Origin of the sequence: Paenibacillus anaericanus, from assembly GCF_003994475.1 — a bacterium.
GTDB classification, from domain to species: Bacteria; Bacillota; Bacilli; order Paenibacillales; family Paenibacillaceae; genus Fontibacillus; species Fontibacillus anaericanus.
The window spans coordinates 1-25,910 of sequence record NZ_RZNY01000014.1 but is presented as its reverse complement, the minus strand read 5'-3'; the positions used below and the strand labels follow the sequence as shown (position 1 = coordinate 25,910).

The following is a 25,910-nucleotide window of genomic DNA, read 5'->3' as shown; positions in this document are numbered from 1 at the left end:
TAGGGAAGTCCAAATTATAAAGGAGGTCTCGAGTATGAAACGATTCAGGCCACTTTTTGCGAGCCTGATGTCCCTACTGCTCATCTTGTCAGTCATTCCTTCGTATTCGGCTCAAGCAGCATCTGGAGGTAGTGGTGCGACAAAGATTCCTTCAGGCACCGTAATGATTATGAACAAATGGAAAAACAACTACCTGTACGAAGCCTCAAACGGCACAGTCAGGTACGGCATGACAAATCCACATGACGAATCAGCACATTGGATTGTAGACTCGGCAAATGGATTGTCCCGAATCAAAAACGTCAAAACAGGTAATTACATCACGATTGCGCAGACATCCCAGCGTCATCAAGCACTGACGACTACGTCATCTGGTGACTCTAGCGATGTACAGTGGATCATCGACCAATCCACTCGTGAAGGTTTTATGGTGATTAGTAGTGCAACAATGCCGCAAGGTAACCTAGTCATTCATGAGGAAGATCAGCTTGGTTTTGCCGAAGCCAGCTCGGATATCAACATCACCTTCGAGAGTCCACAATGGGCATTCATTGCGGTCGATGCTACTCCCCCGGTGCGGATTCAAAGTAATATGCGTCCTAATGAAGTCATCTATGAAGATAAAGATACCGGTGCAGTAATGCGCGGCGTTAGAGATGCAGGTGATATGTACTCTCAATGGTATATAGATAGTGTAGAAAACAGTAATCAGATTAGTATACGAAACGCAGCAACAGGTAATCTGATTACACAAAATGAAGAAGAACGATCCTGGGCAGGGATATTTGCCACGAAAAACTCCGACAATTCCGATTTTAGCCATTGGCTACAGGAAGCTGCAGTAAAACAGGGATACGTGGTATTCCAAAATGTAGGTCTCCCTGGAAACTGGATAAATCCACAATACGGAGACGACAACAATATTCGCTCAAATAATTGGGCAGGAGGAGCAGACGGAGTTAATGCACTCTGGAAGATTGTTTCCATTTCTGAGTTACCCTCCGTTCGGATCGGGGCCTATACGGATGGTAAGGTGGCTACCGACTTCTTATATGATGATAACGGAAATATTAAATATGGAGCAATCAGTGAAAACTCCACCAATGACCCCAAATACTCCTGGGTTGTGGAGGACTACGATCTCAGCAAACGTATTCGCAACGTAGGTAGCAATGATTACTTGATGCTCGATGAGGGAGGTTTGCTCAAAGCTGGACCCGCAACCGTTACGGAAGCGACTTACCAATGGTCCTTAACAGAGTCTGATAGCTATGACGGTTACAAGACCATTCAGAACGTGGGTAACCCTGACCTATATATTTCAACAGGAGCGGGAGGTTCCGCAATTGCTTCATCCGATGCAAATAGCCTTGGGGCTCAATGGGAATTAATCGATCCTTCCACTCCTATAGACGGTTCCGATCAATTTATTCGTATCCAGAACAACTGGCAGCCATTTTATTTATATGAGAATCTGGACGGAACGTTGAAATACGGAAATATACGCCAGGAAGATCAGCGCGACCAATGGCTTGTGGTGAAGCATAATGGACGGAAGCTGTTCCAAAACCGTGAAACAGGCCACTATATGAACATTGCCGATATGCCTGACGGCCATATCCAGGTCACTCCAATAGACGATTTAACAAACGTGGATGCGGCATACATCTGGAGCGGTAAAAACCTAGGCGGTAACTTGTATTTGATTAGCAATATAAGCGATAGCGTGCCTGGACAGTTTATTTCACTGCAAAATCTAACTAAGTATGCAGAGTATAGTGTAATAAATCCGAATTGGGGAAGCCCACAGTGGAAGTTCATCCCTGTAACAAAAGATAAAAACCCACTTTATCGATTCAAACTTAAAGGCTCGTCTGATCAATACCTTAACGATGATCGCAACACAGGTGCTATCGGTACAGCAATCTATGGGTCAGCCGATGGGGATTATTCCATTTGGTTCCTCAAGGAAAGTAGCCCTAACGGTCCTGTAACGATGAAGAACCAAGGTAGTGGCAGAACTCTATCCATTGAGAATCTTGCAGGAATCGAAGGAAATGAAGAACCTGCACTAGCCGTAGAAACACGGACTGAAGTGGGTGACGGCTGGGCCAGTATCAAATGGGTGCTTATGAAGCGATCCGCAGCGGAGGAAGTTAACATCAAGAGTGGATGGACGAATGAACATTATATATACGCCACGTTCGATGATCAGGACAGACCTGTCTTTAAAGTAAGTAAGGCGACCGGAGCAGCTGATCGGACAGAATCTATCTTTATAGCAGAATCAGTACAAATTGACCCGCAACCTATTCCGCAGACACCAGTACGAATTAAGAGTGTAACAGGTCCATCCTATCTTTATGAAAATAGCAGCGGAGTCGTGTTGTATGGTGATCTTACGGAGGACAACGGATATGCTCATTGGCTCATTTCAACAGGGCCCGATGGCAAGCAGTTGATCCAGAATCGTGCTACTGGACACTATTTAACATTAACCGAGGACTACACCTTCATAGAAAGTAAGGAAGGACCTCCTGCTGATAGCGGCGCTTCATCCTGGTCCGTCAAACGGGCACTAGATGGAGAAAAGGTAACCTTACGCAGCCAGTATACTGGCTACGATGATGAGTTCATTAACATTCAAAATAATACTGGCTATGCAGAACGCGGCTTATTCCCGGATTCATGGGGTTCTGTGCAATGGGAGCTTCAACCGGCTCCTCAGCTATTCACAACACCAAACATGCAAGAGTATCGGAATTTGAATACAACAACTCCGCTTCAAGATGATACCAACATGGTTGTTATATCCGTTCCAGGTACACAAGATAAAGTACTAGCAGAGCGTGGTGGAAAAATTGTATTAGCTGATGCAAGCGAAAGCAATATTTCTTCTAAGTGGTTAGTAGAGGATTATAATGGACGTTATCTGCTCAAAAATACATCAACCAATCATTACTTGGCTTTAAATGACAAGCTGGAACCAATAGCCTCCAGTTCTAAGGTGGATTTAAGCACTCAATGGACGATGGAGGATAAATTGGGGTATCGTATACTTTCCAATGCCAAGGGATCAAACGGATTATTGTTGCATAAAGCAGCCGGAATCAGCTTCGTTGCACCACCTTCCCTTGAGGAAGCATTATGGAGCTTCAAGCCGGTAACTTCAGATGTTACCTATCCAGCAAAAGATGCATTTAAGAGTGATACGGTCATCCATTTCGCAGTGAATGCGGAAACGGAAGGTGTATATTCAGGGCTGATCCGTTATAGAAATAGCGCTGATGTAGAACAACTATTGCATCTGTCAGTAAACGGATTGCAACAAGATGACCTAACTATTCAGCGCTCATCCAGCTGGGGTACAGCTGAGATAACGCTGAATCTTCGAGCAGGCATGAACTCCGTTTCGTTAAGCGGATCGAGCGAAGCTATGGCTAAGGCGGAAGTTGACAGCCTAACCGTCAAGAGCAGCGTGAACAAGGCTTACCGGGGAGCTACGGTTCCTTATATTAGCTATGAAGCGGAAGACATGAAGACCAACGGAACGCTAATAGGTCCATCCCGCAAATATCGTAGTATCGCTTCCGAGGCTTCCGGCCGCAAGGCTGTAAGCTTGGAAAATAGCGGTGATTATGTGGAATTTACGCTGGCTAAACCAGCAAACTCTCTTGTACTCCGGTACTCGATACCGGATAGCAAGGATGGATTAGGTGCTGATGAGACCCTATCCCTTTATATCGATGGAGTCTTTAAGCAAACACTGAACCTAACATCGAAATATGCATGGGAATACGGAAGCTATCCATGGTCCAACGATCCACGCCAAGGAAGTGGACATCGCTTCTTTGATGAAATCCATACACTGATCGGGGACGTTCCGCAAGGTGCAACCATCCAGTTGAAGAAGGACTCAGGCAATCATTCAGAGTTCTATGTTATCGATTTGGTCGATATGGAACAAGTCGCACCCGCTAATGAGATGCCGGATGGCTTCATCTCGGTGACCGAGTTTGGCGCGGTAGCTAATGATGGAATTGATGATACTGAGGAATTCAATATGGCCCTACAGGCTGCGAATAATCGAGGTGCTGGGGTTTGGTTCCCAGTAGGCACCTTCGACTTCGGCGATGAACTGCTGAATTTGGACAATGCAGTAATCCGTGGTGCCGGCATGTGGTATACAACGCTAAATGGCGCCAAATTCTTTGGTCATGGTGGCCGGATCGAAGTATATGATCTGCTGATTGACGGAGGGATTAATGAGCGGGACGATGAAGGTTTCACCAATGCTTTTCACGGAGCATTTGGTCCGGAGTCGGTCATTCAACAAGTATGGATTGAGCATACCAAAGCAGGACTATGGTTGACGCAGCCGATTGGTGAGACAGCACGTACTAACGGACTCTATATGATGGGACTGCGTATCCGTAATTTGATGGCTGATGGAATCAATTTTGCCGTTGGTACCCATAACAGCATGATGGAGCAGAGCGATATTCGATACCCAGGTGATGACGGAATCGCCATGTGGTCCTTTACAGATCCGAAGCTTAAGGATGTAAACGGTACGGAAAGAACACCTAGTGTGAATAATACCGCTCGCTTTAACACTGTATCGATTCCGTGGCTTGCGGATAACATTGTCGTATTTGGCGGCAAGGATAACAAAATTCAGGATAATATTGTGAAGGATACGGTAACCAATGGCGCAGGGATTGCAGTTTCAACCCGTTTCAGCGCAGAGCCATTTGAGGGAACTACTGTAGTGGAACGAAACACGCTAACAAGAACTGGCAGTTATGACACTGGATACGGGGTCAGTCTAGGGGCCTTGTGGTTATTTGCCGGAGAAAGCGATATGACAGGCACAATCATAGTGCGTAACAATGTCGCAAATGACAGTACCTACGCCGGGCTCATCGCCCACGGTGACTTTACGATGAAGGATGTTCTTTTGCAAAATATCGTCATCGACGGTACTGGCACGAACGGAATTGACGTGACACCTCAAGTGAAGGGCTCTGCAACAGTAGATAATGTAATCGTTCGCGGAGATCGGATGAAGATGGTGTCCAATCCTGCAGCACAATTCCGTTTCAATGAAATTAACCAAGGTTTTGCCTCTCTCAAGAACCCACCGATTGTCGATCCCGGTGATCCGGGTGAACCAGGTTCGGGTGGAGGCCAAGGAGGTAATGGTAGCGGTGGTTCGTCCGGAACAACCCCATCCAGTTCTCCTACAACCACATTTGATGCTGCGCTGAAGGTAGGGCTTGAAGCTGGCCAGACAACGATTGAGCTTAAGGTTGGCGCTGATGGAAACGTCAATCTAACTGCATCTGCGCTAGTGGCTGCAGCTACTACTAACCCTGATACAATTATTGCAGTTGTCGGCAATGGGGCAGAGTATCTCTTCCCGCTGTCATTGACCGAACAAATATTGAAGCAAGCCGGTGTTATTGATTCTAATAAGGCGGTTATATCTATTCATGTATCGCCAATTACAGAATCAGAGCAAGCCGGGTTAGCGCAACAAGCCAAGAAGCAAGGTGTAGAACTCATTGGCGACGCCAAGAAATTTACTGTAAGCGTGACTGAAGGTAGTAAAACAACTGAGATTACTCATTATGATGGTACAACATACGTTGAACGTCAGATGACTGTAAATCGAAAGGTAGATCCTGCGACTACGGTTGTACTACTCTATGATCCAATATCAGGCACGTTAAGCTATGTACCCGCATTGTTCGAGGTGAATGCTGACGGAACAACGACTGTTACCATCAAGAGCACGACCAATGGGATCTTTACCATTGCTAGCAACCCATTGACTTTCTCCGATATTACCGCTCACTGGGCTAAAAAGGAGATAGAGCAACTAGCTTCTCGTTACATTGTGAGAGGTATGTCTTCCGATCAGTTTGCACCAGGGAAATCGGTAAGTCGGGCCGAGTTTGCAACCATGCTTGTTAGAGCGCTAGACCTCCATAGTAATGGCAACAGTGTTACGTACCAAGATGTGAAGTCCAACGCTTGGTATAGTGAAGCTATTGCAGCGGCAGCCCATTACGGGCTAGTGAATGGCTACCAGGAAGGTACCTTCCATCCAGATGCCCAAATCAGCAGAGAAGAAATGGCTGTGATGACAGCTCGGGCGCTGAAGCTGCTGCAAGTAGCGGTCGCTCAAGAATCTTCTCAGCTTGGCGCGTATAAGGACGCTAACCAAGTGCATGCATGGGCACGTGCAGATGTAGAATTGCTGCTTGCGGTAGGCATCATGAAGGGGCAGAACGAAGCAAGTTTTGCTCCTGGCAGTCATACAACTCGGGCGGAAGCAGCTGTTATCTTATCTAGATTACTTGTATTAGGTAAGTTGCTTAACCCATAGGATTAGACGTACTTTTCAAAAACAGGCTGATCAAGGGCAGGTGTCCGCGATCAGCCTGTTTTTATGATAAACAAAGTAAAAACCGCCCCAGAAGGGCGGCGCTCTATGCTTATGGATTTTACAGTTATCTTTATTATACCTACTCATCGCCAATCCAGATTACAAATCCAGGTTAAATCCCACGGTCCTTAAACAGTGCTGCGATAGATCCGCCCTCCATAATAAACTGCGTAGCCTGTGCCAGCATAGGCGCAACAGACAATACTTTAAATCTGGAGGCATGAATTTCTGGCAGTGCAATGGAGTCCGTAGTGACGACTTCCCGAATATTCGGATGATCCAGTCGCTCAAGTGCATCACCGGAGAATAACCCATGTGTCGCACAGACGAATGAATCTTCTGCTCCCCGCTCTTTGAGCGCCTCGACCACATTGATGATTGTCGATCCCGTATCAATGAGATCTTCAATAATAATCGGTGTATGGCCCTCCACATCCCCAATGACATGCGTGATGGAAGACTCGTTATGAGCAGTACGCTTCTTGATCATGATGGCAAATGGAGAATCCAGACCACTCGCGAGCTTCTCAGCCATAGAGGCCCTTCCTGCGTCGGGTGATACTACTACGGGATTTCTGATATCCTTGGATTTCAAATAATCCGTCATTAAGTCGAGCGCAGTGAGATGATCCACAGGGATATTAAAGAACCCCTGGATGGCCGGAGCATGCAAATCAATCGTTACCACCCGGCTTGCGCCTGCGGTTGTCAGCACATCGGCTAGCAATTTTGCCGAAATGGGCTCCCTTGGAGCAGACTTTCGCTCCTGACGAGCGTATCCGTAATAGGGCATAATAATGTTGACTGTTCGGGCTGAGGCTCGTTTTGCAGCGTCAATCATGACCAGTAGCTCCACAAATAGCTCATTGATCGGATGAGAGAGTGACTGCACAATGAACACATCGGAATTCCGAATGCTTTCCTCATAATGCACGTAAATCTCTCCACTTTTAAAGCGTGACAGCGTAACTTGCCCCGGCTCTACACCTAACGTCCTACAAATTTGCCCTACTAACTTCGGATTCGATGAGCCGGAAAAGATTCGCAGCTTGGATTCCATAACATCCTCCCAGGATTGCATAGTAAGTTTCATTATCAGTTATTTACGAGTGGAATCATAATCCGTTTCCGTCCTTGGAAAGTAGCTAGCTCAGTTACCCCAATTTCAAGCAGCGTTTGGCGAGCTACATCCAAGTTATCACCCAGTTTCAGCGGATCATGGGCATCTGAACCCACGGTAAGTGGGATTCTAAGTTCTAACGCTGATTCGAGGATTCGCCGGCTAGGAAAGGCCTCTGCACAAGGCTTAGACCATCCCGAAGCATTCAGTTCCATCGCTACACCTGCCCCAGCGATCGTCGACAGCACGCCCTGCTCCAACTGAATAACTTCGTTATCCCGCACCGGATCTGGCTTTTGACCGAAACGTTTGATCACATCCAAATGCCCCATAATGTCGTAGAACCCAGTCTTTGCAGCTTTTTGTACGGCATTATAATACCGTTCATACACTGCAAAAATGTCCTGACCTTCCCAATTATGTACTTGGCGGAAGTCAGAAACATCCCATTCTCCCAAGAAATGAACGGATCCGATCACATAATCCCATGGATAGCCTTGTACGATGGCTTCAATTTCAGCTTCCCAGCCCTCGATATAATCGCCTTCCAAACCTAGTCTCACTTCGATTTGGCCACGATACTTCTCCTTCAGTTCCAGAACTTCCTCCACATAGCGTGGTAGTTCCTCTTTGGCCATCGCCATTTCTGGATAATATGTAGCTGGATCGACATGTAGCAATGGCATATGGTCCGACAAGCCGATTTGAGACAAGCCGATCTCTATTCCACGGCGCACATAATCCTCCAGATTGCCCACGGCATGCCCGCAGCGTGCATGGTGAGTATGATAGTCGATTAGCATCGTTTCTTCACCTCGTCCTAATCACGGCGCGGACGTTCATGACGCCGCTCCAGTTCCTGCATGATTTCGTCCAATGATAATCCCCGTTCTCTCAGCAATACAAGCAAGTGATAGATCAAATCACTTACCTCATACCGAAGTTCGTCATTATCCCCATTTTTAGCCGCAATAATGGACTCAGCGGTCTCTTCGCCCACTTTTTTGAGAATCTTATCAAGACCTTTTTCAAATAAATAGGTCGTATAAGCCCCTTCTGGACGACTTTCATAACGCTCTGCAATCAGTTGCTCCAGTTCAGTAAGCACCGCGAAACGGTCGCTTTGACGTGGGGCATCTTCAGTAGTCGAAGTTTGGGCTGACCCTTGCTCACCCGCTGTTGCCACCGTACGAAAAAAACAACTCTCAGCGCCCGTATGACAAGCAGGTCCTTTGCGATCTACTAGGAATAACAGTGTATCTCCATCGCAATCATAACGCATCGAAATGATCTGCTGCGTGTTACCTGAAGTTGCGCCCTTGTTCCAAAGTTCCGCGCGGGATCTGCTCCAGAACCAAGTTTGCCCTGTTTCAACGGATTTGCCCAGCGATTCACGATTCACGTAAGCAAGCGTAAGTACCTCTTTGGTATCCACATCCTGTACTATTGCCGGAACCAGACCGTTCTCATCCCATTTAATACTGTCCGCAAGATCTGCGAGCGGAAGTGATAGCTCTAATGACTGACTCATCGTATCTCCACCCCTTTTAATTTTAAACCTTGTTTCAGGTCGGGTATCGCAATCTCTTTATAATGAAAAATAGTCGCTGCCAAAGCGGCATCTGCCTGACCCTCTGTAAATACGTCGTAAAAGTCTGACGTTTTCCCCGCTCCGCCGGAAGCGATGACTGGAATTCCTATGGTACTGCTTACCGCCTTTGTCAGTGGAAGATCAAAACCATCCTTGGTACCATCGGCGTCCATGCTCGTTAGGAGTATCTCTCCTGCCCCACGGGATTCCGCATCTTTTACCCAAGCGAGAGCACGAATGCCTGTTGGTTTACGACCTCCATGTGTATATACTTCCCATTCGCCCCATATCTCATTGTATTTAGCATCAACGGCTACTACAATGCACTGGGAACCAAACCGACGTGCTCCGTCACTAATCAGATCAGGATTGAGTACAGCAGCCGTGTTAATGCCAATCTTATCTGCTCCTGCACGTAGGATACGTTTCATATCATCCACTTGAGAAATGCCTCCGCCTACTGTGAAGGGAATTGCAATTTCTCCTGCTGTTTGTTTCACAACTTCAATCATCGTCGCACGGCCCTCATTTGAAGCCGAGATGTCGAGAAAGACAAGTTCATCTGCACCTTCTTGGTCATACAGCGCTGCCAGTTCCACCGGATCGCCAGCGTCACGTAGATTGACAAAGTTCACGCCTTTCACAACCCGCCCATCCTTCACATCCAAACAGGGGATAATTCGCTTAGCCAGCACGGTCATCGACTTCCTTTCATCTCTAAAGTAGAGATTTATTATTTATCGCGAGAAGAGCCTGAGCAAGATCAATACTTCCTGTATAAAGGGCTTTGCCCACGATGGCCCCACCTACGCCCTGATCCGCATGCGCTGCTAGACTTAGCAGATCATCTTGAACAGTAACGCCACCAGAGGCGATAACCGTTCTACCTGATGCTTTGGCAAGCGAGACAATGGCCTCCACATTAGGTCCTTGCATCATACCGTCACGAGAAATATCGGTGAAGATAAACGTCTCAGCCCCCTTCGCAGCAAGCTGTTTAGCTAACTCCTCCGCCTGAACCTCGGAGGTCTCGAGCCAACCACGTGTGGCAACGAAGCCGTTCCGGGCATCAATACCTATGGCTACTTTATCGCCGTAAGTACCAAGTACAGCTTCGGTAAACTCGCGGTCTTCAATTGCCGCCGTTCCAATAATAACCCGACTAACGCCGAGAGATAGCAGTCTCTTCACGTCCTCCAGAGTCCGTAAACCACCGCCCACTTGTACAGGAACCTGCACGCTACGGGCAATTTGACCAATTAGTTCATCATTAACAGGATGACCAGCTTTGGCTCCGTCCAGATCAACTAAGTGGATAAAGCTCCCGCCTTGGACTTCCCAGGATTTAGCCACTTCTAGTGGATTTTCATTATAGACCGTCTCACGGCCATAGTCGCCCTGAACAAGACGAACGCATTTTCCTCCCCGGATATCAATTGCAGGGTAGATTACGAATGAAGACATAGTTTGTTTCCTCCGCTCAAATTAATCAAAATTTATCTGTAGATGACCGCTACGCGGACGGATTGTCCTTACGATCGCTGTTGCCTCCAAATTTTTTTGAATACGTCACTGTTAACAGTGAAAATTCGGAGGCAAAGGCGACCGCTTCTCTTCTTCAGGACAATTCCGCCCTCTCCGCTACGATCTGCATATATCTTCTACTGTCAGAAAACACTATTTACTCTTTCAGCTAATCAGCTCCGCTCCTTACGTCCCTCAGCGAGGGAGAGGAAGTTACCGAGCAGCGCCATGCCAAGCTCGCTACTCTTCTCGGGATGGAACTGCATGCCGTACACATTGTCACGGCCTACAATAGCCGTCACCGGATGGCCGTAATCGGTCACGGCCAGCAGATCATCCCCGCGCTCTGGCAGTACATGATAGGAATGGACAAAGTATACGTGTCCTTCCGTAAGCCCTGCCAGAAGCGGACTATCCGGCTGCTTAAACTCCAGCCGGTTCCAGCCCATATGCGGCACCTTATAGTTGCCGCCTTGAAACCGTACTACACGGCCCGGTAGAATACCGAGGCCCGTGTTGCGGCCATGCTCTTCACTCTCGTCGAAGAGCAGCTGCATACCAAGGCAAATGCCAAGCAGCGGCTTGCCACTTGCCGCGGCCTTCCGCACCAACGCGTCCAATCCGGTTTCGCGCAGATGTTCCATCGCATCGCCGAAGGCGCCCACGCCTGGCAATATGACGCCATCCGCCTCCAGAATCACCCGCTCATCGCCAGTCACAATACCTTCAAACCCCAAACGTTCGACGGCTTTGCCAACGCTGTGCAAATTGCCCATTCCGTAATCAACGATGGCTATGCCCACGATCTATAGCACTCCCTTCGTCGACGGCACACCGCTTACACGCGGATCAATACTCGTCGCTTCATCGAGCGCTCTTCCTAGCGCCTTAAATACCGCTTCGACCATGTGATGCGTGTTCTGACCGTAATGTACAATCACATGGAGCGTAATCCGTGCTTCAAGCGCTAACTTCCAGAGGAATTCATGGACAAGCTGTACATCAAAGCTGCCTACCCGGTCCGATGGATATTCTGCACGGTATTCAAAGTGAGGACGGTTACTAACATCTATCACTACCTGAGCCAGCGCTTCATCCATCGGGACAAAGACACTCGCATAACGTTTTATTCCTCTTTTGTCACCCAATGCTTCGCGCAAAGTCTGCCCGAGACAAATCCCGATATCCTCAACTGTATGGTGATCGTCAATTTCTATATCCCCATGCGCCTCAACTGACAGGTCAAATTGGCCATGCTTCGTAAACAGATCAAGCATATGATTCAGAAACGGTACATCCGTTTCGAGTGAAGACTTCCCTGTACCATCTACCGCAAATTGAAGTTTGATATCTGTCTCATTCGTTTTACGGTTAACACTTGCACTACGTCCCTTTACTTCCTCATTACTTGCTGTCATTGCCTATTCCACCTTTCCTTCTTTGCGAAGCCGAATTTCTATTGCTCGGGCGTGACCTTCCAGCCCTTCTTTTCGTGCTAGCTCCATAATGGTCTCACCGTTCTCCAGCAACGCTTGCTTACTGTAATAGATCACACTTGATTTCTTAATGAAATCATCTACATCCACCGGCGATGAGAAACGCGCCGTTCCATTGGTCGGAATAATGTGATTAGGTCCGGCAAAATAATCCCCTACGGGCTCTGAACTATAGGGACCGAGGAATATTGCTCCCGCATTCTGAATCATGCCGAGATAACCCATAGGATTCTCCACAATTAACTCAAAATGCTCTGGTGCCAATCGGTTAATGACATCGATGCCTTCTTCAATCGAATTCACAAGGAGAATAACCCCGTAATTTTCAATCGACGCCCCCGCAATTACCTTCCGCGGTAGCTCCGCCAGTTGTTGTTCCACTTCTCTTTGACAAGCCTTAGCAAAATCCGGTGAGGTTGTTACCAAGATGGCAGATGCCATCTCATCATGTTCTGCTTGGGATAACAGATCCGCTGCCACGTAGGCAGGATCCGCAACATCATCAGCTAAAATAGCAATTTCACTAGGTCCGGCGATACTATCGATGTCCACTACCCCGTATACTTCACGTTTCGCTAGAGCGACGTAGATATTACCTGGACCGCAGATTTTGTCCACGGGAGTAATACTCTCCGTGCCGTAAGCGAGCGCCGCGATGGCTTGCGCCCCGCCGACACGGTAAATCTCATTGACTCCGGCTTCCGCCGCAGCTACTAGTATGTAGGGGTCAATTCCCTCTTGCCCACCTGTTGCTGGTGGTGTCACCATTACAATCTCCGGCACACCAGCTACCTGTGCTGGAATTACATTCATTAGTACAGAGGAAGGATATGCAGCCTTCCCTCCAGGAACATATACACCGACCCGTTTAAGAGGACGAATAATTTGTCCTAGTAAACTGCCGTCAGGTTGCACATCCATCCAAGAATTTCGTTTCTGTCTAGAGTGAAAAGCCCGAATGTTAACCGCTGCAGCCGCTATCGCAGTCACAAATGATGGTTCCACACGTTCATAAGCTGCCTTAAGCTCCTCCTGCGTTACCCGTAGCGCCCCTGCTTCCAGCTTTGTTCCATCAAATTTCTCCGTAAAACGCAGTAGGGCAGCGTCACCCTCTTGCTTCACAGCCGCCACAATATGTTTAACAGCTTCATTCTGCTCAGGAGATCCGTACTCTACTTCCCGACGCAAATCATAATCCTGTGCCGCAACTATTCTCATCCCTGCACGCCTCCTTGAATCACACGGCTTAGTGCATCGCAAACCGCTTGAATTTCTGCGTTCTTCATCCTATAACTTACACGGTTGGCAACCAACCGACTCGTAATTTCAAAAATGCTCTCCATTTCCACTAAACCATTCTCCCGCAGGGTCTGGCCAGTCTCCACCATATCAACGATCCGATCAGCTAATCCAATTAATGGCGCAAGCTCAATGGATCCATTCAGCTTAATAACCTCAACCTGCTGACCTTGTTCGCGAAAATATTGTGAAGCCACATTGGGATACTTCGTCGCCACGCGCTGATGTATGCCGGGCTCCCAATCTGGCAGAGCGATGACTGACATACGACAACGGGCAATTCCCAAGTCAAGCAGTTCATATACATCTCGGTTCTCTTCCATGAGTACGTCTTTACCGACAATGCCGATATCTGCAACTCCATATTCCACATAGGTTGGCACATCGACCGGTTTGGCCATAATAAATTCCATACCAATCTCCGGAAGTGAGATGACCAGTTTACGGGATTCATCGACATCCACTGGAATTTGTAGACCTGCCGCGCGAAATAATTCCGCAGCTTTTTTATAAATACGCCCTTTTGGCATAGCTACTTTAATAATTTCTCCCAAGGTTCAGTCCCCCTCAACAAAACTGACTATCTCGCCGTAAGCTGGTCCCAATGGCCCTTTACGTTTACCCTTACCCGCGGTATCACAGATCAGGTCGTCAGGTCCATCGCTATGCTTCATCACAACACTACGACCTTCACTCCGTAATCTCTTCGCCTCAGCAAAAGCTTCTTTGCGATGGGCAACATCGTATTGCAGAAGAATCGGTAGCGCTGGTTCAACCTGAATTCCATTTACACCGTCTAAGATCCGATTCGTCTTTAGTGAGAAGCCCGTTGCCGGCGCTGGACGCCCGAACTGCTGTAATAATTTATCATAACGACCGCCACTACATACTGGGAAGCCGAGTTCAGCCGCATAACCTTCAAATGTCATTCCTGTATAGTAAGAAAAATCTCCGATCATGGTAAGGTCGATCATTACATGCTGAGCAACGCCGTAATCCTCTAATGCGTCCCAAACTTGACTAAGATGTTCTACCGACGCCTGAGCGAGCGGATTCTGACTTAGTTCTCGCGCTTGAGAGCAGATCTCTTTGCCTCCACGAAGCCTCAGGATCCCTTCCAGTTCATCCCGCTGTTCCGCAGCAAGGGATAGTTGCGCCAGTGTTTCGCGGTAACCCACATAATCGCGATGTAGTAGACCTTCCTTGAGTGCCTCCCGAACATCTTCCCTTCCCGGAACCGCATCTTCCAGAAGCCCATTCAGAAATCCCACATGTCCCAGCGCGATTTTGAATGAAGTCACTCCAGCAGCCTGCAACGAAGCAACGGCAAGTGCTACGACCTCGGCATCCGCCTCTGGTGAATCATCTCCAACAAGCTCCACCCCGGTTTGAAAAAATTCAGCTTCCCGCCCTGCTTCTTCTTCAATGGCCCGAAATACATTCGCATGATAAGACAGGCGAAGTGGTAGTGGCTCCTCCCGCAATAGAGAAGATACAACCCGAGCAATTGGAGTCGTCATATCCGAACGTAGAACCATCGAGGTTCCCCGGTTGTTAAGCAACTTGAACAACTTATGGTCCGATGTAGAGCTTGCCACGCCTACCGTTTCATAATATTCCATTGTTGGGGTCATAATTTGACGGTATCCCCAGCCCGCCATACAATCTAGCACACTGCGCTCAATCGCCCGAAGTTTCTCCACTGCATAAGGAAGATAGTCACGAACGCCGGACGGTTTTTCAAATCCTTTGGGTTTCGACAAGACCTTCACCTCTCAAATTCACTTTATCATATTAAAGTGCTACCATACTACCTAATTAAAGAATATGGGATATCTTATCATACTTTTTCCTGAATCGTCAACGCACCAAAGCTTGCTTGTTACCCATAATATGTACTCAAATAAATCGACTATTTACGATAGTACTATTAGTATAGTGGTAAAATCTGCACATGTCATGAGTGCGTCTTTATTAGTGGAAATTAAGTATGTCATGGTGCTATCCGTATATGGAAAGTATCCATTTCTACGAGAAAAAACCGACTTGATATCCAAGTCGGCGATTAAACGTTACATATTTGCTTGAGCTGGTTGGTTGTGATCTGAATTCTTCCCGGTAGGACTTTCCTTCTTTCTTAAAGAGGCAGGAACACTCCCTAGGAATAGAGATGCGAACGGCAGCCTCTTGAAACAGAACTGTACGAAAATCCATGAGATGATTAGAGCGCAAAGTGATCCACCAACGATAAAGGGTAAATATCGCAAAGACTCACCAGGAAGATAGATATGATTTCTTATCTTACGATAATATAGCAGTACAACTGGATGGAATAAATAAATGGCGAAGGATATCTCACCCATACGAGTAAAAAGTTTAACCCAAAACGCTGGAGCCTTACGGTGAATTATAAAAGCAGCCTTCATGAGCACAATAGCTGAGAACAACGTATGAACGTTCCACAGTAATTCAAACCAGAACGTATTCGGTCTGCTCAGACCCAAACGATAGGAATACCACAACTGAACATGAACGAAAGCAATAATTAACCAACTAGACCACAGAGCTACCGTATACAACTTGTAGCGCTTCGACATCTCTTTCCAATCCGTCTTCAGCCAGCCCTTAATCTGCTCGAAGTAAATAGCAAACGCCGCACCCATCATGTAATAAGCCATATAGGATAAGGCGTAGCTCCCTTTATTCGGAAGATGTAATTGATATTTATTCAAAAATACAAAGCTCCATTGCAGCGCAAGCCCGAGTGGCAGGATAAGGGCCAACAACACTTTATGCTTACGGAATGACTGGAACAACCATAGTAATAACGGAAATAGAATATAGAATTGGATACTAATAAACACGAAATATAGATGGGTATACGCTGTACCCGTTAACAGCTTAAAGCCAAGCGTCTGTAAATGCTCCAGAATCGGTGTTGAGCGTAGAATACCACGTTCATGTGCAAGCACAATATAGTAGCAACAAGAGACTAATATATACGGCAATATGATGTACGTTAGCCGTTTCTTGTAGAATCTGCGAACCAACGCACCATTTACCGGTTGATCGAAATAATTATAGAATAAGACAAAACTACTGAGAAAAATAAAAGAAGGCGTGCCTACCTTAAAGAAAATATTCATCCAATTATAGAAATAAAAAATCGGTGAATTTAACGCCTGCTCCGCAGCCGCAAACGAAGAAGAATGGACCTGAATAACACAAAAGATAGCAAACGCCCGAAACAGGTCTAATTGTGGCAAACGTTCCTTCACAATCCGACTCACTATACCAGCTCCCTGCTGTTAATTTACAACACAAATATTATCTCCTATAAATTGGGGAATTGTCCACCTTAGACCCTACAACTCTTATTCAAAATTGAACGCTATGTGAAAAAAATTAATATTACATAACAATAAAAAACCGTTTGCTTCCCCCCGCCGTCTTTATATGTAAAGAGTGAATAGATTCTACTATGTTGTACTTATCTCGATAATTTGGCGCCAAGTTAGTTACCTTAGAGTTACCTATCAGTTATCTTTTCAACTACGGTTTACACGGAAAGGAGCCCGTACAAATGATAGAGAAAGGATGGGCTGCCGCTGCATGCAGGGGAGACGAAGATGCCTTTTACCAATTGATATCGATACATAAGAGGAAATTGTTTGGCATCGCCTACAGCTATTTAAGAAATGAAGCCGACGCCTTAGAAGTAGTACAAGAGACGGTATGCCGTGCCTGGAGTAAATGTACTCAGCTTAAAGACCCCGATTCCTTTATGCCTTGGCTTATTCGAATTCTTATTAACTGCAGCATAGATGAACAGAAACGTCGTAGAAGAATTACTCCTGAAGTGTCGATGGATACAACAACAGGTACTGCGGAAATGATCAGTGTGGTGCGTATGGACTTAGAAATGGCTCTGGAGCAAATGAAACCGAAGTACCGTCATGTGCTCATGTTGAAATACTATCAGGACATGACACTTACGGATATCGCAAAAGTCCTTGACCGTCCCGAGGGTACCATCAAAACTTGGCTGCATCAAGGGTTGAAGCAAATTCGGAAACAGATGGACTGGGGAGGTGAACGGTATTATGGCTGAGCGTGAAGAAATCGATTTGATCCAGTTATATGAGAACAGTAAACTGGCCGAGAAGCTTGTAGATGTGAGTAAATTGGACATCGCACTACGGAGCGGAATGGAGAGTGGACGAATGAAACGAAGAAGTTCTTCTCTTAGACGAAGATGGGTAATCCCTGCAGGGGCTCTAGCCTGTTGTTTATTGTTGATCCTAGTTTTGCAAATTCGAGGTTCGATACATTCCCAAGATAAAGATGTTCTTGGAAGTCATATGGATATCCCAGACTATGTGACCTCTATGTTTACACCAGAAATGAAGGAAGCCGCAGATCACGGATTATACCAACCTTTGAATCAAACTGTTACACATGGCGCCTTAAAGGTGACCATTGACGGTGTTCTCGCTGATAGCCGGACCATGGTCGTATTCTATACTTCGGAGAATCTACCTGCTAACGTGCCGATTCATACAAACAACGCCAGTTTTGTTGATGCCGAAGGCAACTATTTGGAGGCTGGGATTCAATTCTCGGATCCACTGAAGAATCCCCCTGGAAGTCCAACCAACTTTGAGCACGGTTACTATACACTCGAGTTCTATAATGGCCATACTCCTGAGCAATTCACATTTTCCGGGAAGTGGGGCATGGGCGAGCAATCAGACGACAAACGAGTACAATTTGATATCCCTGTCACGTTAGATTCCAGTCTTTATGCTGACTTAGAACAGACTTCAGAGATAAACCAAAAGGCTTCCATAGGCGACCATGAGATCACGATCACAGAAGCAACGATAAGACCACTTAGCACGGAAATCCAACTGCAGTATAACGAGGTCCCTAATAAAAAAATACAAAACTACTTCGCTCCCCAGCTAAATATAAAGGGTCAAGATGGAGACCGGATTATAGATTCAACAGGCTCAACCACTAGCTCAGTTAACGGGAGAGCCCTTATCTCTTCGATGTATTTTAGAAGCCTATATTACACTAGCTTAGACGAGTTAACTTTTCAATTCTCCGGTATTGAAGAATCCATCGGTAGTAATTTGAAGCTCGTTATCGACACGGAGGCTAAGAAATTAATTAGCGTACCTGATTCCTCGGTGCAATTTGTTGATGTTACCGCAGGCAAAGACTCAACTGAGCTCCAATTAAAAGTATTTCGAGACTCTGAATATGGCTCTTCATTATACTTAAGCTACGAATTTACGGATGCTGATGGGATGACACATACATTTCAAGCTGGACGTTCTGGAATTGGTTTTGCCGGTGACGATTTTGAAACGATAACCTATCGCTTAAAACAAGAAAGCTACCCGCAACCACTAACATTTGATATCACAACGTATCCAGGCAAAATAATTAAAGAGAATGTCAGTATCAAACTTAAGTAACCGGAGAATGTAGTTAACCGCTAAACGTGAAAAAGAACGGATCGTCCACCTCGGAACGATCCGTTCTTCAATTTAATCATTATATTTCATCATAGGCTTTGATAGCTACTGGTAGGCTTTGAATAACTGTATTACCAACCGCGGGAAGTCCCACCAATATAGCGCTGATAATTTCCTCTCGCGTTGCTCCAAGCGACTTGGCGTGTTTCACATGGAAGGAAAGACCACTTTCCATCCTCGTAGCTGCAAGAACAGCTATATAGGCCAGTTCTTCCGTTTTGGGATCGAGTTTGCTGCTCGCACCCAATCTCTTCACAGTTTCCATCCAGATTTGCTGTTGTTCGGGTGCTTCTTTGATAAAGGTATGAAATGCATTACTAACGTTGGACATGTCACTCATTTCAAGGACTCCTTTAATGGATTAATGACTTCAATATTATCATTTCGCTATCAACGCAGGAATCGCCTTCTTAAGTAATACCCTTTATCTCCAAAACCGTCGAACTTCACCTTTTTTATGGAGCACTGCATGAATGGTTTTCTCTCGATTAAAAGACAAAAAGGCCACCTATAAATTAGATGACCTCTCTTCCTGACTGTGGCGCTCCAGAACGCGTAGTGGATTACCACCCACAAACGTACCCGCTGCCACATCCTTATGCACAATAGAGCCTGCTGCGATCACCGCGCCGTCCCCTATCGTTATCCCCGGTAAAATTGTAGTATTGGCTCCAATCATCACTTCCGAGCCAATATTCACTTCGCCAAGCCGATACTCCTTGATCAGATACTCGTGTGCAAGAATCGTTGTATTATAACCAATCACCGAATTACGACCAATCGTAATCAACTCAGGAAAAAATACATCGACCATCACCATCAGGCCGAAGGCGGTATGATCTCCAACCTTCATGCCTAAGATATGACGGTAAATCCAGTTTTTCAGTGACAACACCGGGCAATAACGTGCAATCTGGATAAAGATGAAATTCTTTACACCCTTCCAAGGACTCACTGTACGGTACAATTGCCACAATGCGTTTGGACCCTCAACTGGATAACGCCGCATATTTCTCACTTTTTCTCTGGCTCCCATCCCAACACATCGTATATATCAGTCATGTCATTTAGGATATAATCCGGGTCGTACTTCTGCAGTACTTCCACACCCTTAAGCGACCAAGCCACTGCGACCGACTTCACGCCAGCTGCATTCGCTGATTGTATATCTGCCGCGCTGTCACCTACCATAAGCGTGCGCTGCGGATCAGCCTTCAATCTTTCTAGCGCCGTTAAAACCGGTTCAGGATGAGGCTTCGGATGTTCAACATCATTTACAGTGACAATAGTGTCCATATACTCTAACAACCCGAACATTTCTAACGCCTTCAAAGTAGAAGGTCTAATCTTCGTCGTCACCACGCCGAGCTTGATACCTCGTTCATGCAAAGCTGCTATTACTTCTTTAACATGCGGAAATTCCTTGACCATATTATCATGATGTATAGCGTTATGTGCACGATAGTCAACGACCATTTCCGCGACGTCATCATTCCCCGTAAAAATCTGTAGCTGTTGCTCCAAAGTCATCCCCATATGCGGAATAATCTGTTCCCTAGTGAATGACTGTGACATGTGCTTATCCAGAACATGTTGGAAGCTCGAAATGATTAATTCATTCGTATTAATAATCGTTCCATCAAGATCAAATAACACTGTATCTATCATTTATATCTTTACTCCTTCTTTTCTGTCTCATCTAGATGATCTGCCATCGTACCCTTTGCTGGTGTAGTGCCCTTCTCCTGTGAAGCCGCAGCAGGTAGACTGTCTACCTCACTAATCTTCGTGGAAACAATCGGATCACTGTAATACGGCAGATTCGCAATCAATTTGCGTCTCAGCACCATTGCCACAATTGCTCCAATAACGATTAATATAGGCAATAATTGAGATATTCTTATATTTCCGTAAGATGGATCCAGTGCCCCCTGCTCGAAGCCGAACCAAGTCATTGGAGACCATAACCCATTAATAAATGAGGCTAGCCACGCAGGACCTTGGAACGCCAAGCTGTCTGTACGCAGTGCTTCGATGAAGAAGCGACCGATGGAGTAGAGAATGAAGTAAGAGAAGAATAACTCTCCTGAACGTAGGAATTTAGCTCTTCTAAGAATAAAGAGCAGAATTAGAACTCCCAGACTCCACACAGATTCATACAGGAACGTTGGATGATGGAGAACGCCATCTATATACATCTGATCGATGATAAATGAAGGCAAATGCAATCGATCTCTAAGGAAGGTCAGCGTAGTCTCGCCGCCATAGGCTTCTTGGTTAACAAAGTTACCCCAGCGACCAATCATCTGACCGACGATGAGGCCCGGTGCACAAATATCTGCAATACGCCAGAAATTATATCCCCTACGACGAACTAAGATGACCGCACATATAATCGCACCGATTAAGGCGCCATAAATAGCGATACCACCTTCCCATATTGCAAATACCTTCCATAAATCATTCTTATATTGATCCCATGTAAAGGCAACATAATAAATTCTAGCGGCTACAATTGCGGAAGGAGCACCGAATAGCAGCACATCCATGAAAAACTCCGAAGGAATACCGAAACGTTTCCCCTCACGAATCGCAAGCAGCAATCCTACTAATGCTCCGGCTCCCAGTATCAAACCATACCAACGTACACTCAAACTACCAATTGAGAAAACAATCGGATTTAATAACAAAGTGCCCATTATTCACGCTCCTAATCCAAATCATCTACATCTTCTGCAATTGTCTCCGTCAGCTTCGTAGTAAATTGTAGTGCGGCATTATATCCCATCCGTTTGAGACGGAAATTCATTGCGGCTACTTCGATAATAACAGCAAGGTTTCGTCCAGGACGGACAGGAATCGTTGCTAGTGGCACATCTGTATCAATAATCCGAGTGGTCTCTTCATCAAGTCCAAGGCGGTCATATTGCTTCTCTTGCTGCCATGCTTCAAGCTTCACAACTAGAGAGATCCGTTTGTTGTTACGGATTGCACCTGCCCCAAAGAGTGTCATTACATTTATGATACCGACTCCACGAATTTCTAGCAAATGCCGAATCAACTCCGGCGCTGTACCATGTAACTGGTTGTCCGAAGTCTGGCGAATTTCTACTGCATCATCGGCAATGAGACGATGACTACGCTTAACCAATTCCAGTGCTGTTTCACTTTTCCCGATCCCGCTGGTTCCGGTAATAAGCATACCCACCCCGTACACATCAACTAGTACACCGTGAATGGTCGCCGTAGGAGCCAGTTTCCGCTCCAGGAAGCTCGTAATCCGGCTGGACAGAATCGTGGTTGCCATACTACTGCGTAGAATTGGAATGTTGTTCTTCTTACTGATTTCAATCAGTTCGTCAGGAACCTCCCATGATCTCGTTACAATAATACACGGTGTCTCCTCATTACTACATAAACGCTCCATCCGATCCTTACGTTGATCAGGTGGAAGCATTTCAATGAAGGCAAGCTCCGTCTTCCCTAAGATCTGTACACGTTCAGGTGGATGATACTCAAAGTAACCGGCCATTTCCAGACCTGGTCTATATAGATCATCTACTGTAATCGGCCGTTTCAGGCCCTCTTCTCCAGAGACAACCTCTAGTCCGAATTGGTTAACCATTTCTGACACTTTCACTTTTTTAACCATGATGTTCTCCCTTTCTCATCTGGTCATCCAGATCACGAAGCGACGAATTGAGCTCTCTCGTCCTAGCTCCTGAATGAGCCTGCGAATATTATGTAAATATGTGTTCCATACCCATACTTTAATTCAATGTAATCATCGTAAATGAAAATGCCTCTTAAATCAATCACGGGTGCTATTTCTAATACAAAAAAACCGCCCCGAAGGGCGGTTTCGGATTAATCGTTACCGATTAATTGTAGAATACATTCAATTCAGTCTCTTTATCAAAGACATGGACTTTGTTCATGTCGATAGCTAATTTCACGCTATCACCTTCACGAGTGTTGGAACGTCCATCTACACGAGCGATCAATGGAGTTGCATTGTTCAAGTACAATAGCATTTCATGACCAAGATTTTCAGTCACATCAACAGTTGTTGTGAAGATGCTGTTAGGGGAACCTTCCAAGAAGATTGGCTCTTCATGAATATCTTCAGGGCGAATACCCATGATAACTTCTTTACCACCAAGGTATCCTTTTTCTTTCAGGATAGTAGCTTTGCCTTGTGGGATTTCAACTTTGAAACGATCGGATTGGAAGTAAACCGCTCCGCCTTGTTCTACAATAGAACCAGTTACAAAGTTCATAGTAGGGGATCCAATGAATCCAGCTACGAAAATGTTTTGTGGTTGGTTGTACAACTCTTCAGGAGATGCAACTTGTTGAATAAAGCCATCTTGCATAACAACGATGCGATCACCCATCGTCATAGCTTCTGTTTGGTCATGCGTTACGTAGATACAAGTAGTTTCCAAACGTTTAACCAGCTTCGTGATTTCAGCACGCATTTGTCCACGAAGTTTAGCATCCAAGTTTGAAAGTGGCTCATCCATAAGGAAGACTTGTGGATCGCGGACAATTGCGCGTCCCAAGGCAACACGTTGACGTTGACCACCGGAAAGTGCTTTTGGTTTACGATCAAGCAAGTGAGTGATATCGAGAATTTTCGCAGCATCGCGAACGCGTTGATCGATTTCTTCTTTCTTCACTTTACGTAGTTTCAAACCAAATGCCATGTTTTGATATACGTTCATATGTGGGTACAAAGCGTATGATTGGAATACCATCGCGATGTCACGATCTTTAGGAGCTACATCATTAACGACACGGTCGCCAATGTACAATTTACCTTCAGAAATTTCTTCAAGACCAGCGATCATACGAAGAGTTGTGGATTTACCGCAACCGGAAGGACCAACCAATACTAGAAATTCCTTGTCTTGAATATCAAGATTGATATCTACTACTGTTGCTTTGTCTGATCCTGCATATTTCTTGTAAATGTGTTCTAAGCGTACGCCTGCCATGTGTTTTTCCTCCTAGGAATAATTATTGTAAGTTTCAATGACTTAAATGTAATCGGATACAATTTCTATATTTATATTAACCTATGGAGCCTAAACACCGCCATACACAAACTGCACAAAAAAATTAAGTCCTTTTCGTAACTTTGTACAGCAACAGTCCGAGCTTAACTAAAACCGCATCCTGAAACGTTCTTACATCAAGTCCTGTCTCTTGTTTGAACTTGTCCATCCGATATATTAATGTATTGCGATGAACGTAAAGTCGCTTAGCCGTCTCACTCATATTGCAATCTAGTTGAAAAAAAGCTTCGAGCGTTGTCCGCGTCTCCTCATCCTTCAACACACTTAAGTGAATACCATTCTCTTCAATGAACTGTGAACGTTGGCTTTCCGGAATGCTATATATCAAACGCTCCAATTGCAGTTCCCAAGGCAGATGAATATGCTCTGTCACATAGAACATCCGTCCGAGAAGCAGCGTCTCGCTCAGCGACACAACAGAACCAACAATCAATTCATCACTTGTCACAAGGTCACCCACAGCCAAATAAAAGCCGCCACCGACCCATTCATTCGTTATCAGTTCATACAATCCCTGACACAATTCGCCAAGCATTTCACGTTCTGCCGACATACCTTCCTTACTCTCTTCACGGAGATCCTCCAGCAAATCCTCACTCACCAGGATCAACCAGTCTTCTTTGAGCGGAAGTAACACAATATCTCCACCAAAATAACTGCGAAGTAATTTATTCAACTTCGAGAATTGAATCACAAGTCCCGAGCTTTTCTCTCCACTTAGCAAAAAGGGAAGCATAGGTACTTTCAAAAGAGGCTTTACTGCCATTCTATCTGGAACTGGACATCCCAGTTCCTTACGCTCCACTCGTTCCTGTATCCATTCACCGAGCTCGATACTTCGGAGTTCATCCTCCCGTTTGGAAGGCACCAACGGTTTCGCACCCTCATTTGCCGCAGTAAGCAGCAATTCGATCAGTTGCACTTCCCTATCCGTCAGCTGCGAAACTTCAGACCGAGTCACCTGAACGGCAGAGGAATGTGTCTTCAGTGGTAACGGAGCCCCGATAATATTCTCAACCTGTTGCTTCAGCAAGTTTATATCCATAGCGGGTTGCCTTTCCTTCTAATCAATTTTTGTTGGCTTTAACTTAGCTTATTGTATCACATCAAAGCGATAATTTAATTTTCTCATGTTGCTAAGCCCATCCCTAATAATGAACAATTTGTGATCCAACTACACATCAGACAAGGTTCCGCTCTTTGATAACACAAAAATGCCGTCAATCCTAAGGATTAACGGCATTTGAGATGAGCCATGAAGGACTCGAACCTTCGACACCCTGATTAAAAGTCAGGTGCTCTACCAACTGAGCTAATGGCTCGTACTAAAAATAAAAATGGTGGAGGCTGATGGATTCGAACCACCGAACTCGAAGAGAGCAGATTTACAGTCTGCCGTGTTTAGCCACTTCACTAAGCCTCCAGGTTGTATGCCCAATCAAATCTCAATGATTTGAAAGACATAAAGTGGCTCGGGACGGAATCGAACCGCCGACACGAGGATTTTCAGTCCTCTGCTCTACCGACTGAGCTACCGAGCCATATAAAATTGTCCAAAAAAATAAAGTGGAGCAGTGTTAGCCTTCCCACTTTCTTGTGGAAACATGTGTTTTAATAAAAATGGCGGAGCCGACGGGATTCGAACCCGCGGTCTCCTGCGTGACAGGCAGGCATGTTAGGCCTCTACACCACGGCTCCGCAGTAATACGTGTAGAATGTTGTAAAAAATGGTGCCGGCGAGAGGACTTGAACCCCCAACCTACTGATTACAAGTCAGTTGCTCTACCAGTTGAGCTACA

General features: G+C 45.8%; 21 protein-coding genes and 4 tRNA genes. 3 read left to right on the top strand and 22 right to left on the bottom strand.

Annotated elements, in window-relative coordinates; all coding sequences use genetic code 11:
• The first annotated feature begins 34 nt into the window (after window positions 1–34).
• Entirely contained in the window at window positions 35–6,394 is a 6,360-nt protein-coding gene (locus tag EJP82_RS16520; RefSeq protein WP_127193182.1) for an S-layer homology domain-containing protein, read from the top strand.
• 172 nt (window positions 6,395–6,566) lie between these two features.
• Here EJP82_RS16520 and EJP82_RS16515 read toward each other — a convergent pair whose 3' ends face one another.
• The 11 genes from EJP82_RS16515 to EJP82_RS16465 form a co-directional block, all read right to left on the bottom strand.
• Window positions 6,567–7,514, bottom strand: coding sequence for a ribose-phosphate diphosphokinase (locus tag EJP82_RS16515; RefSeq protein ID WP_127193181.1), 948 nt, complete (start codon window positions 7,512–7,514; stop codon window positions 6,567–6,569).
• A 35-nt stretch (window positions 7,515–7,549) separates the two neighbouring features.
• A complete protein-coding gene (hisJ, locus tag EJP82_RS16510; protein ID WP_127193180.1) occupies window positions 7,550–8,377 on the bottom strand; it encodes a histidinol-phosphatase HisJ in 828 nt (275 codons plus the stop codon).
• Between the two features lie 17 nt (window positions 8,378–8,394).
• Complete coding sequence (gene hisIE, locus EJP82_RS16505; protein WP_127193179.1) at window positions 8,395–9,105, bottom strand: bifunctional phosphoribosyl-AMP cyclohydrolase/phosphoribosyl-ATP diphosphatase HisIE; 711 nt, start codon at window positions 9,103–9,105, stop codon at window positions 8,395–8,397.
• A complete protein-coding gene (gene hisF / locus EJP82_RS16500; RefSeq protein ID WP_127193178.1) occupies window positions 9,102–9,860 on the bottom strand; it encodes an imidazole glycerol phosphate synthase subunit HisF in 759 nt (252 codons plus the stop codon). Before hisF ends, hisIE begins: the two co-directional genes overlap by 4 nt.
• 22 nt (window positions 9,861–9,882) lie before the next feature.
• Window positions 9,883–10,629 (bottom strand): 1-(5-phosphoribosyl)-5-[(5-phosphoribosylamino)methylideneamino]imidazole-4-carboxamide isomerase, encoded by a 747-nt coding sequence (hisA, locus tag EJP82_RS16495; RefSeq protein ID WP_127193177.1) that lies wholly within the window; start codon window positions 10,627–10,629, stop codon window positions 9,883–9,885.
• 233 nt (window positions 10,630–10,862) lie between these two features.
• Window positions 10,863–11,492: an imidazole glycerol phosphate synthase subunit HisH gene (gene hisH / locus EJP82_RS16490; RefSeq protein ID WP_127193176.1), complete on the bottom strand. Its 630-nt coding sequence runs from the start codon at window positions 11,490–11,492 to the stop codon at window positions 10,863–10,865.
• A 3-nt stretch (window positions 11,493–11,495) separates the two neighbouring features.
• On the bottom strand, window positions 11,496–12,107 hold the full coding sequence (hisB, locus tag EJP82_RS16485) for an imidazoleglycerol-phosphate dehydratase HisB (protein ID WP_127193175.1): 612 nt from the start codon (window positions 12,105–12,107) through the stop codon (window positions 11,496–11,498).
• A gap of 3 nt (window positions 12,108–12,110) precedes the next feature.
• Window positions 12,111–13,403: a histidinol dehydrogenase gene (hisD, locus tag EJP82_RS16480; RefSeq protein ID WP_127193174.1), complete on the bottom strand. Its 1,293-nt coding sequence runs from the start codon at window positions 13,401–13,403 to the stop codon at window positions 12,111–12,113.
• On the bottom strand, window positions 13,400–14,038 hold the full coding sequence (hisG, locus tag EJP82_RS16475) for an ATP phosphoribosyltransferase (protein ID WP_127193173.1): 639 nt from the start codon (window positions 14,036–14,038) through the stop codon (window positions 13,400–13,402). Before hisG ends, hisD begins: the two co-directional genes overlap by 4 nt.
• A gap of 3 nt (window positions 14,039–14,041) precedes the next feature.
• Complete coding sequence (locus EJP82_RS16470; RefSeq protein ID WP_127193172.1) at window positions 14,042–15,247, bottom strand: ATP phosphoribosyltransferase regulatory subunit; 1,206 nt, start codon at window positions 15,245–15,247, stop codon at window positions 14,042–14,044.
• A gap of 309 nt (window positions 15,248–15,556) precedes the next feature.
• Window positions 15,557–16,774, bottom strand: coding sequence for an acyltransferase (locus EJP82_RS16465; RefSeq protein WP_127193171.1), 1,218 nt, complete (start codon window positions 16,772–16,774; stop codon window positions 15,557–15,559).
• 293 nt (window positions 16,775–17,067) lie between these two features.
• On the opposite strand from EJP82_RS16465, the gene EJP82_RS16460 reads away from it, so the two are divergent.
• Entirely contained in the window at window positions 17,068–17,595 is a 528-nt protein-coding gene (locus EJP82_RS16460; RefSeq protein ID WP_127193170.1) for a sigma-70 family RNA polymerase sigma factor, read from the top strand.
• Complete coding sequence (locus EJP82_RS16455; protein ID WP_127193169.1) at window positions 17,588–18,970, top strand: DUF4179 domain-containing protein; 1,383 nt, start codon at window positions 17,588–17,590, stop codon at window positions 18,968–18,970. Before EJP82_RS16460 ends, EJP82_RS16455 begins: the two co-directional genes overlap by 8 nt.
• Before the next feature lie 79 nt (window positions 18,971–19,049).
• On the opposite strand, the gene EJP82_RS16450 is transcribed toward EJP82_RS16455, so the two are convergent.
• The 11 genes from EJP82_RS16450 to EJP82_RS16400 form a co-directional block, all read right to left on the bottom strand.
• Window positions 19,050–19,370 carry a carboxymuconolactone decarboxylase family protein gene (locus EJP82_RS16450; protein WP_127193168.1) on the bottom strand — a complete coding sequence of 107 codons (321 nt, stop codon included), beginning with the start codon at window positions 19,368–19,370 and terminating at the stop codon, window positions 19,050–19,052.
• A 168-nt stretch (window positions 19,371–19,538) separates the two neighbouring features.
• Entirely contained in the window at window positions 19,539–20,048 is a 510-nt protein-coding gene (locus tag EJP82_RS16445; RefSeq protein ID WP_211350149.1) for an acyltransferase, read from the bottom strand.
• Complete coding sequence (gene ppaX, locus EJP82_RS16440; RefSeq protein WP_127193166.1) at window positions 20,045–20,698, bottom strand: pyrophosphatase PpaX; 654 nt, start codon at window positions 20,696–20,698, stop codon at window positions 20,045–20,047. Before ppaX ends, EJP82_RS16445 begins: the two co-directional genes overlap by 4 nt.
• Window positions 20,699–20,706: 8 nt before the next feature.
• On the bottom strand, window positions 20,707–21,729 hold the full coding sequence (gene lgt, locus EJP82_RS16435) for a prolipoprotein diacylglyceryl transferase (RefSeq protein WP_127193165.1): 1,023 nt from the start codon (window positions 21,727–21,729) through the stop codon (window positions 20,707–20,709).
• 11 nt (window positions 21,730–21,740) lie between these two features.
• Window positions 21,741–22,682 carry an HPr(Ser) kinase/phosphatase gene (gene hprK, locus EJP82_RS16430; protein ID WP_127193164.1) on the bottom strand — a complete coding sequence of 314 codons (942 nt, stop codon included), beginning with the start codon at window positions 22,680–22,682 and terminating at the stop codon, window positions 21,741–21,743.
• A gap of 229 nt (window positions 22,683–22,911) precedes the next feature.
• Window positions 22,912–24,030 carry an ABC transporter ATP-binding protein gene (locus EJP82_RS16425; protein ID WP_127193163.1) on the bottom strand — a complete coding sequence of 373 codons (1,119 nt, stop codon included), beginning with the start codon at window positions 24,028–24,030 and terminating at the stop codon, window positions 22,912–22,914.
• Between the two features lie 124 nt (window positions 24,031–24,154).
• The gene (locus EJP82_RS16420) at window positions 24,155–25,156 is read right to left on the bottom strand and encodes a PucR family transcriptional regulator (protein ID WP_127193162.1); all 1,002 of its coding nucleotides are present in this window, start codon (window positions 25,154–25,156) and stop codon (window positions 24,155–24,157) included.
• Between the two features lie 204 nt (window positions 25,157–25,360).
• Window positions 25,361–25,433: transfer RNA gene (locus EJP82_RS16415), tRNA-Lys, on the bottom strand.
• A 16-nt stretch (window positions 25,434–25,449) separates the two neighbouring features.
• Window positions 25,450–25,534: transfer RNA gene (locus EJP82_RS16410), tRNA-Tyr, on the bottom strand.
• 45 nt (window positions 25,535–25,579) lie between these two features.
• Window positions 25,580–25,652: transfer RNA gene (locus EJP82_RS16405), tRNA-Phe, on the bottom strand.
• A gap of 80 nt (window positions 25,653–25,732) precedes the next feature.
• A tRNA-Asp gene (locus EJP82_RS16400) sits at window positions 25,733–25,809 on the bottom strand.
• Window positions 25,810–25,910: the final 101 nt, after the last annotated feature.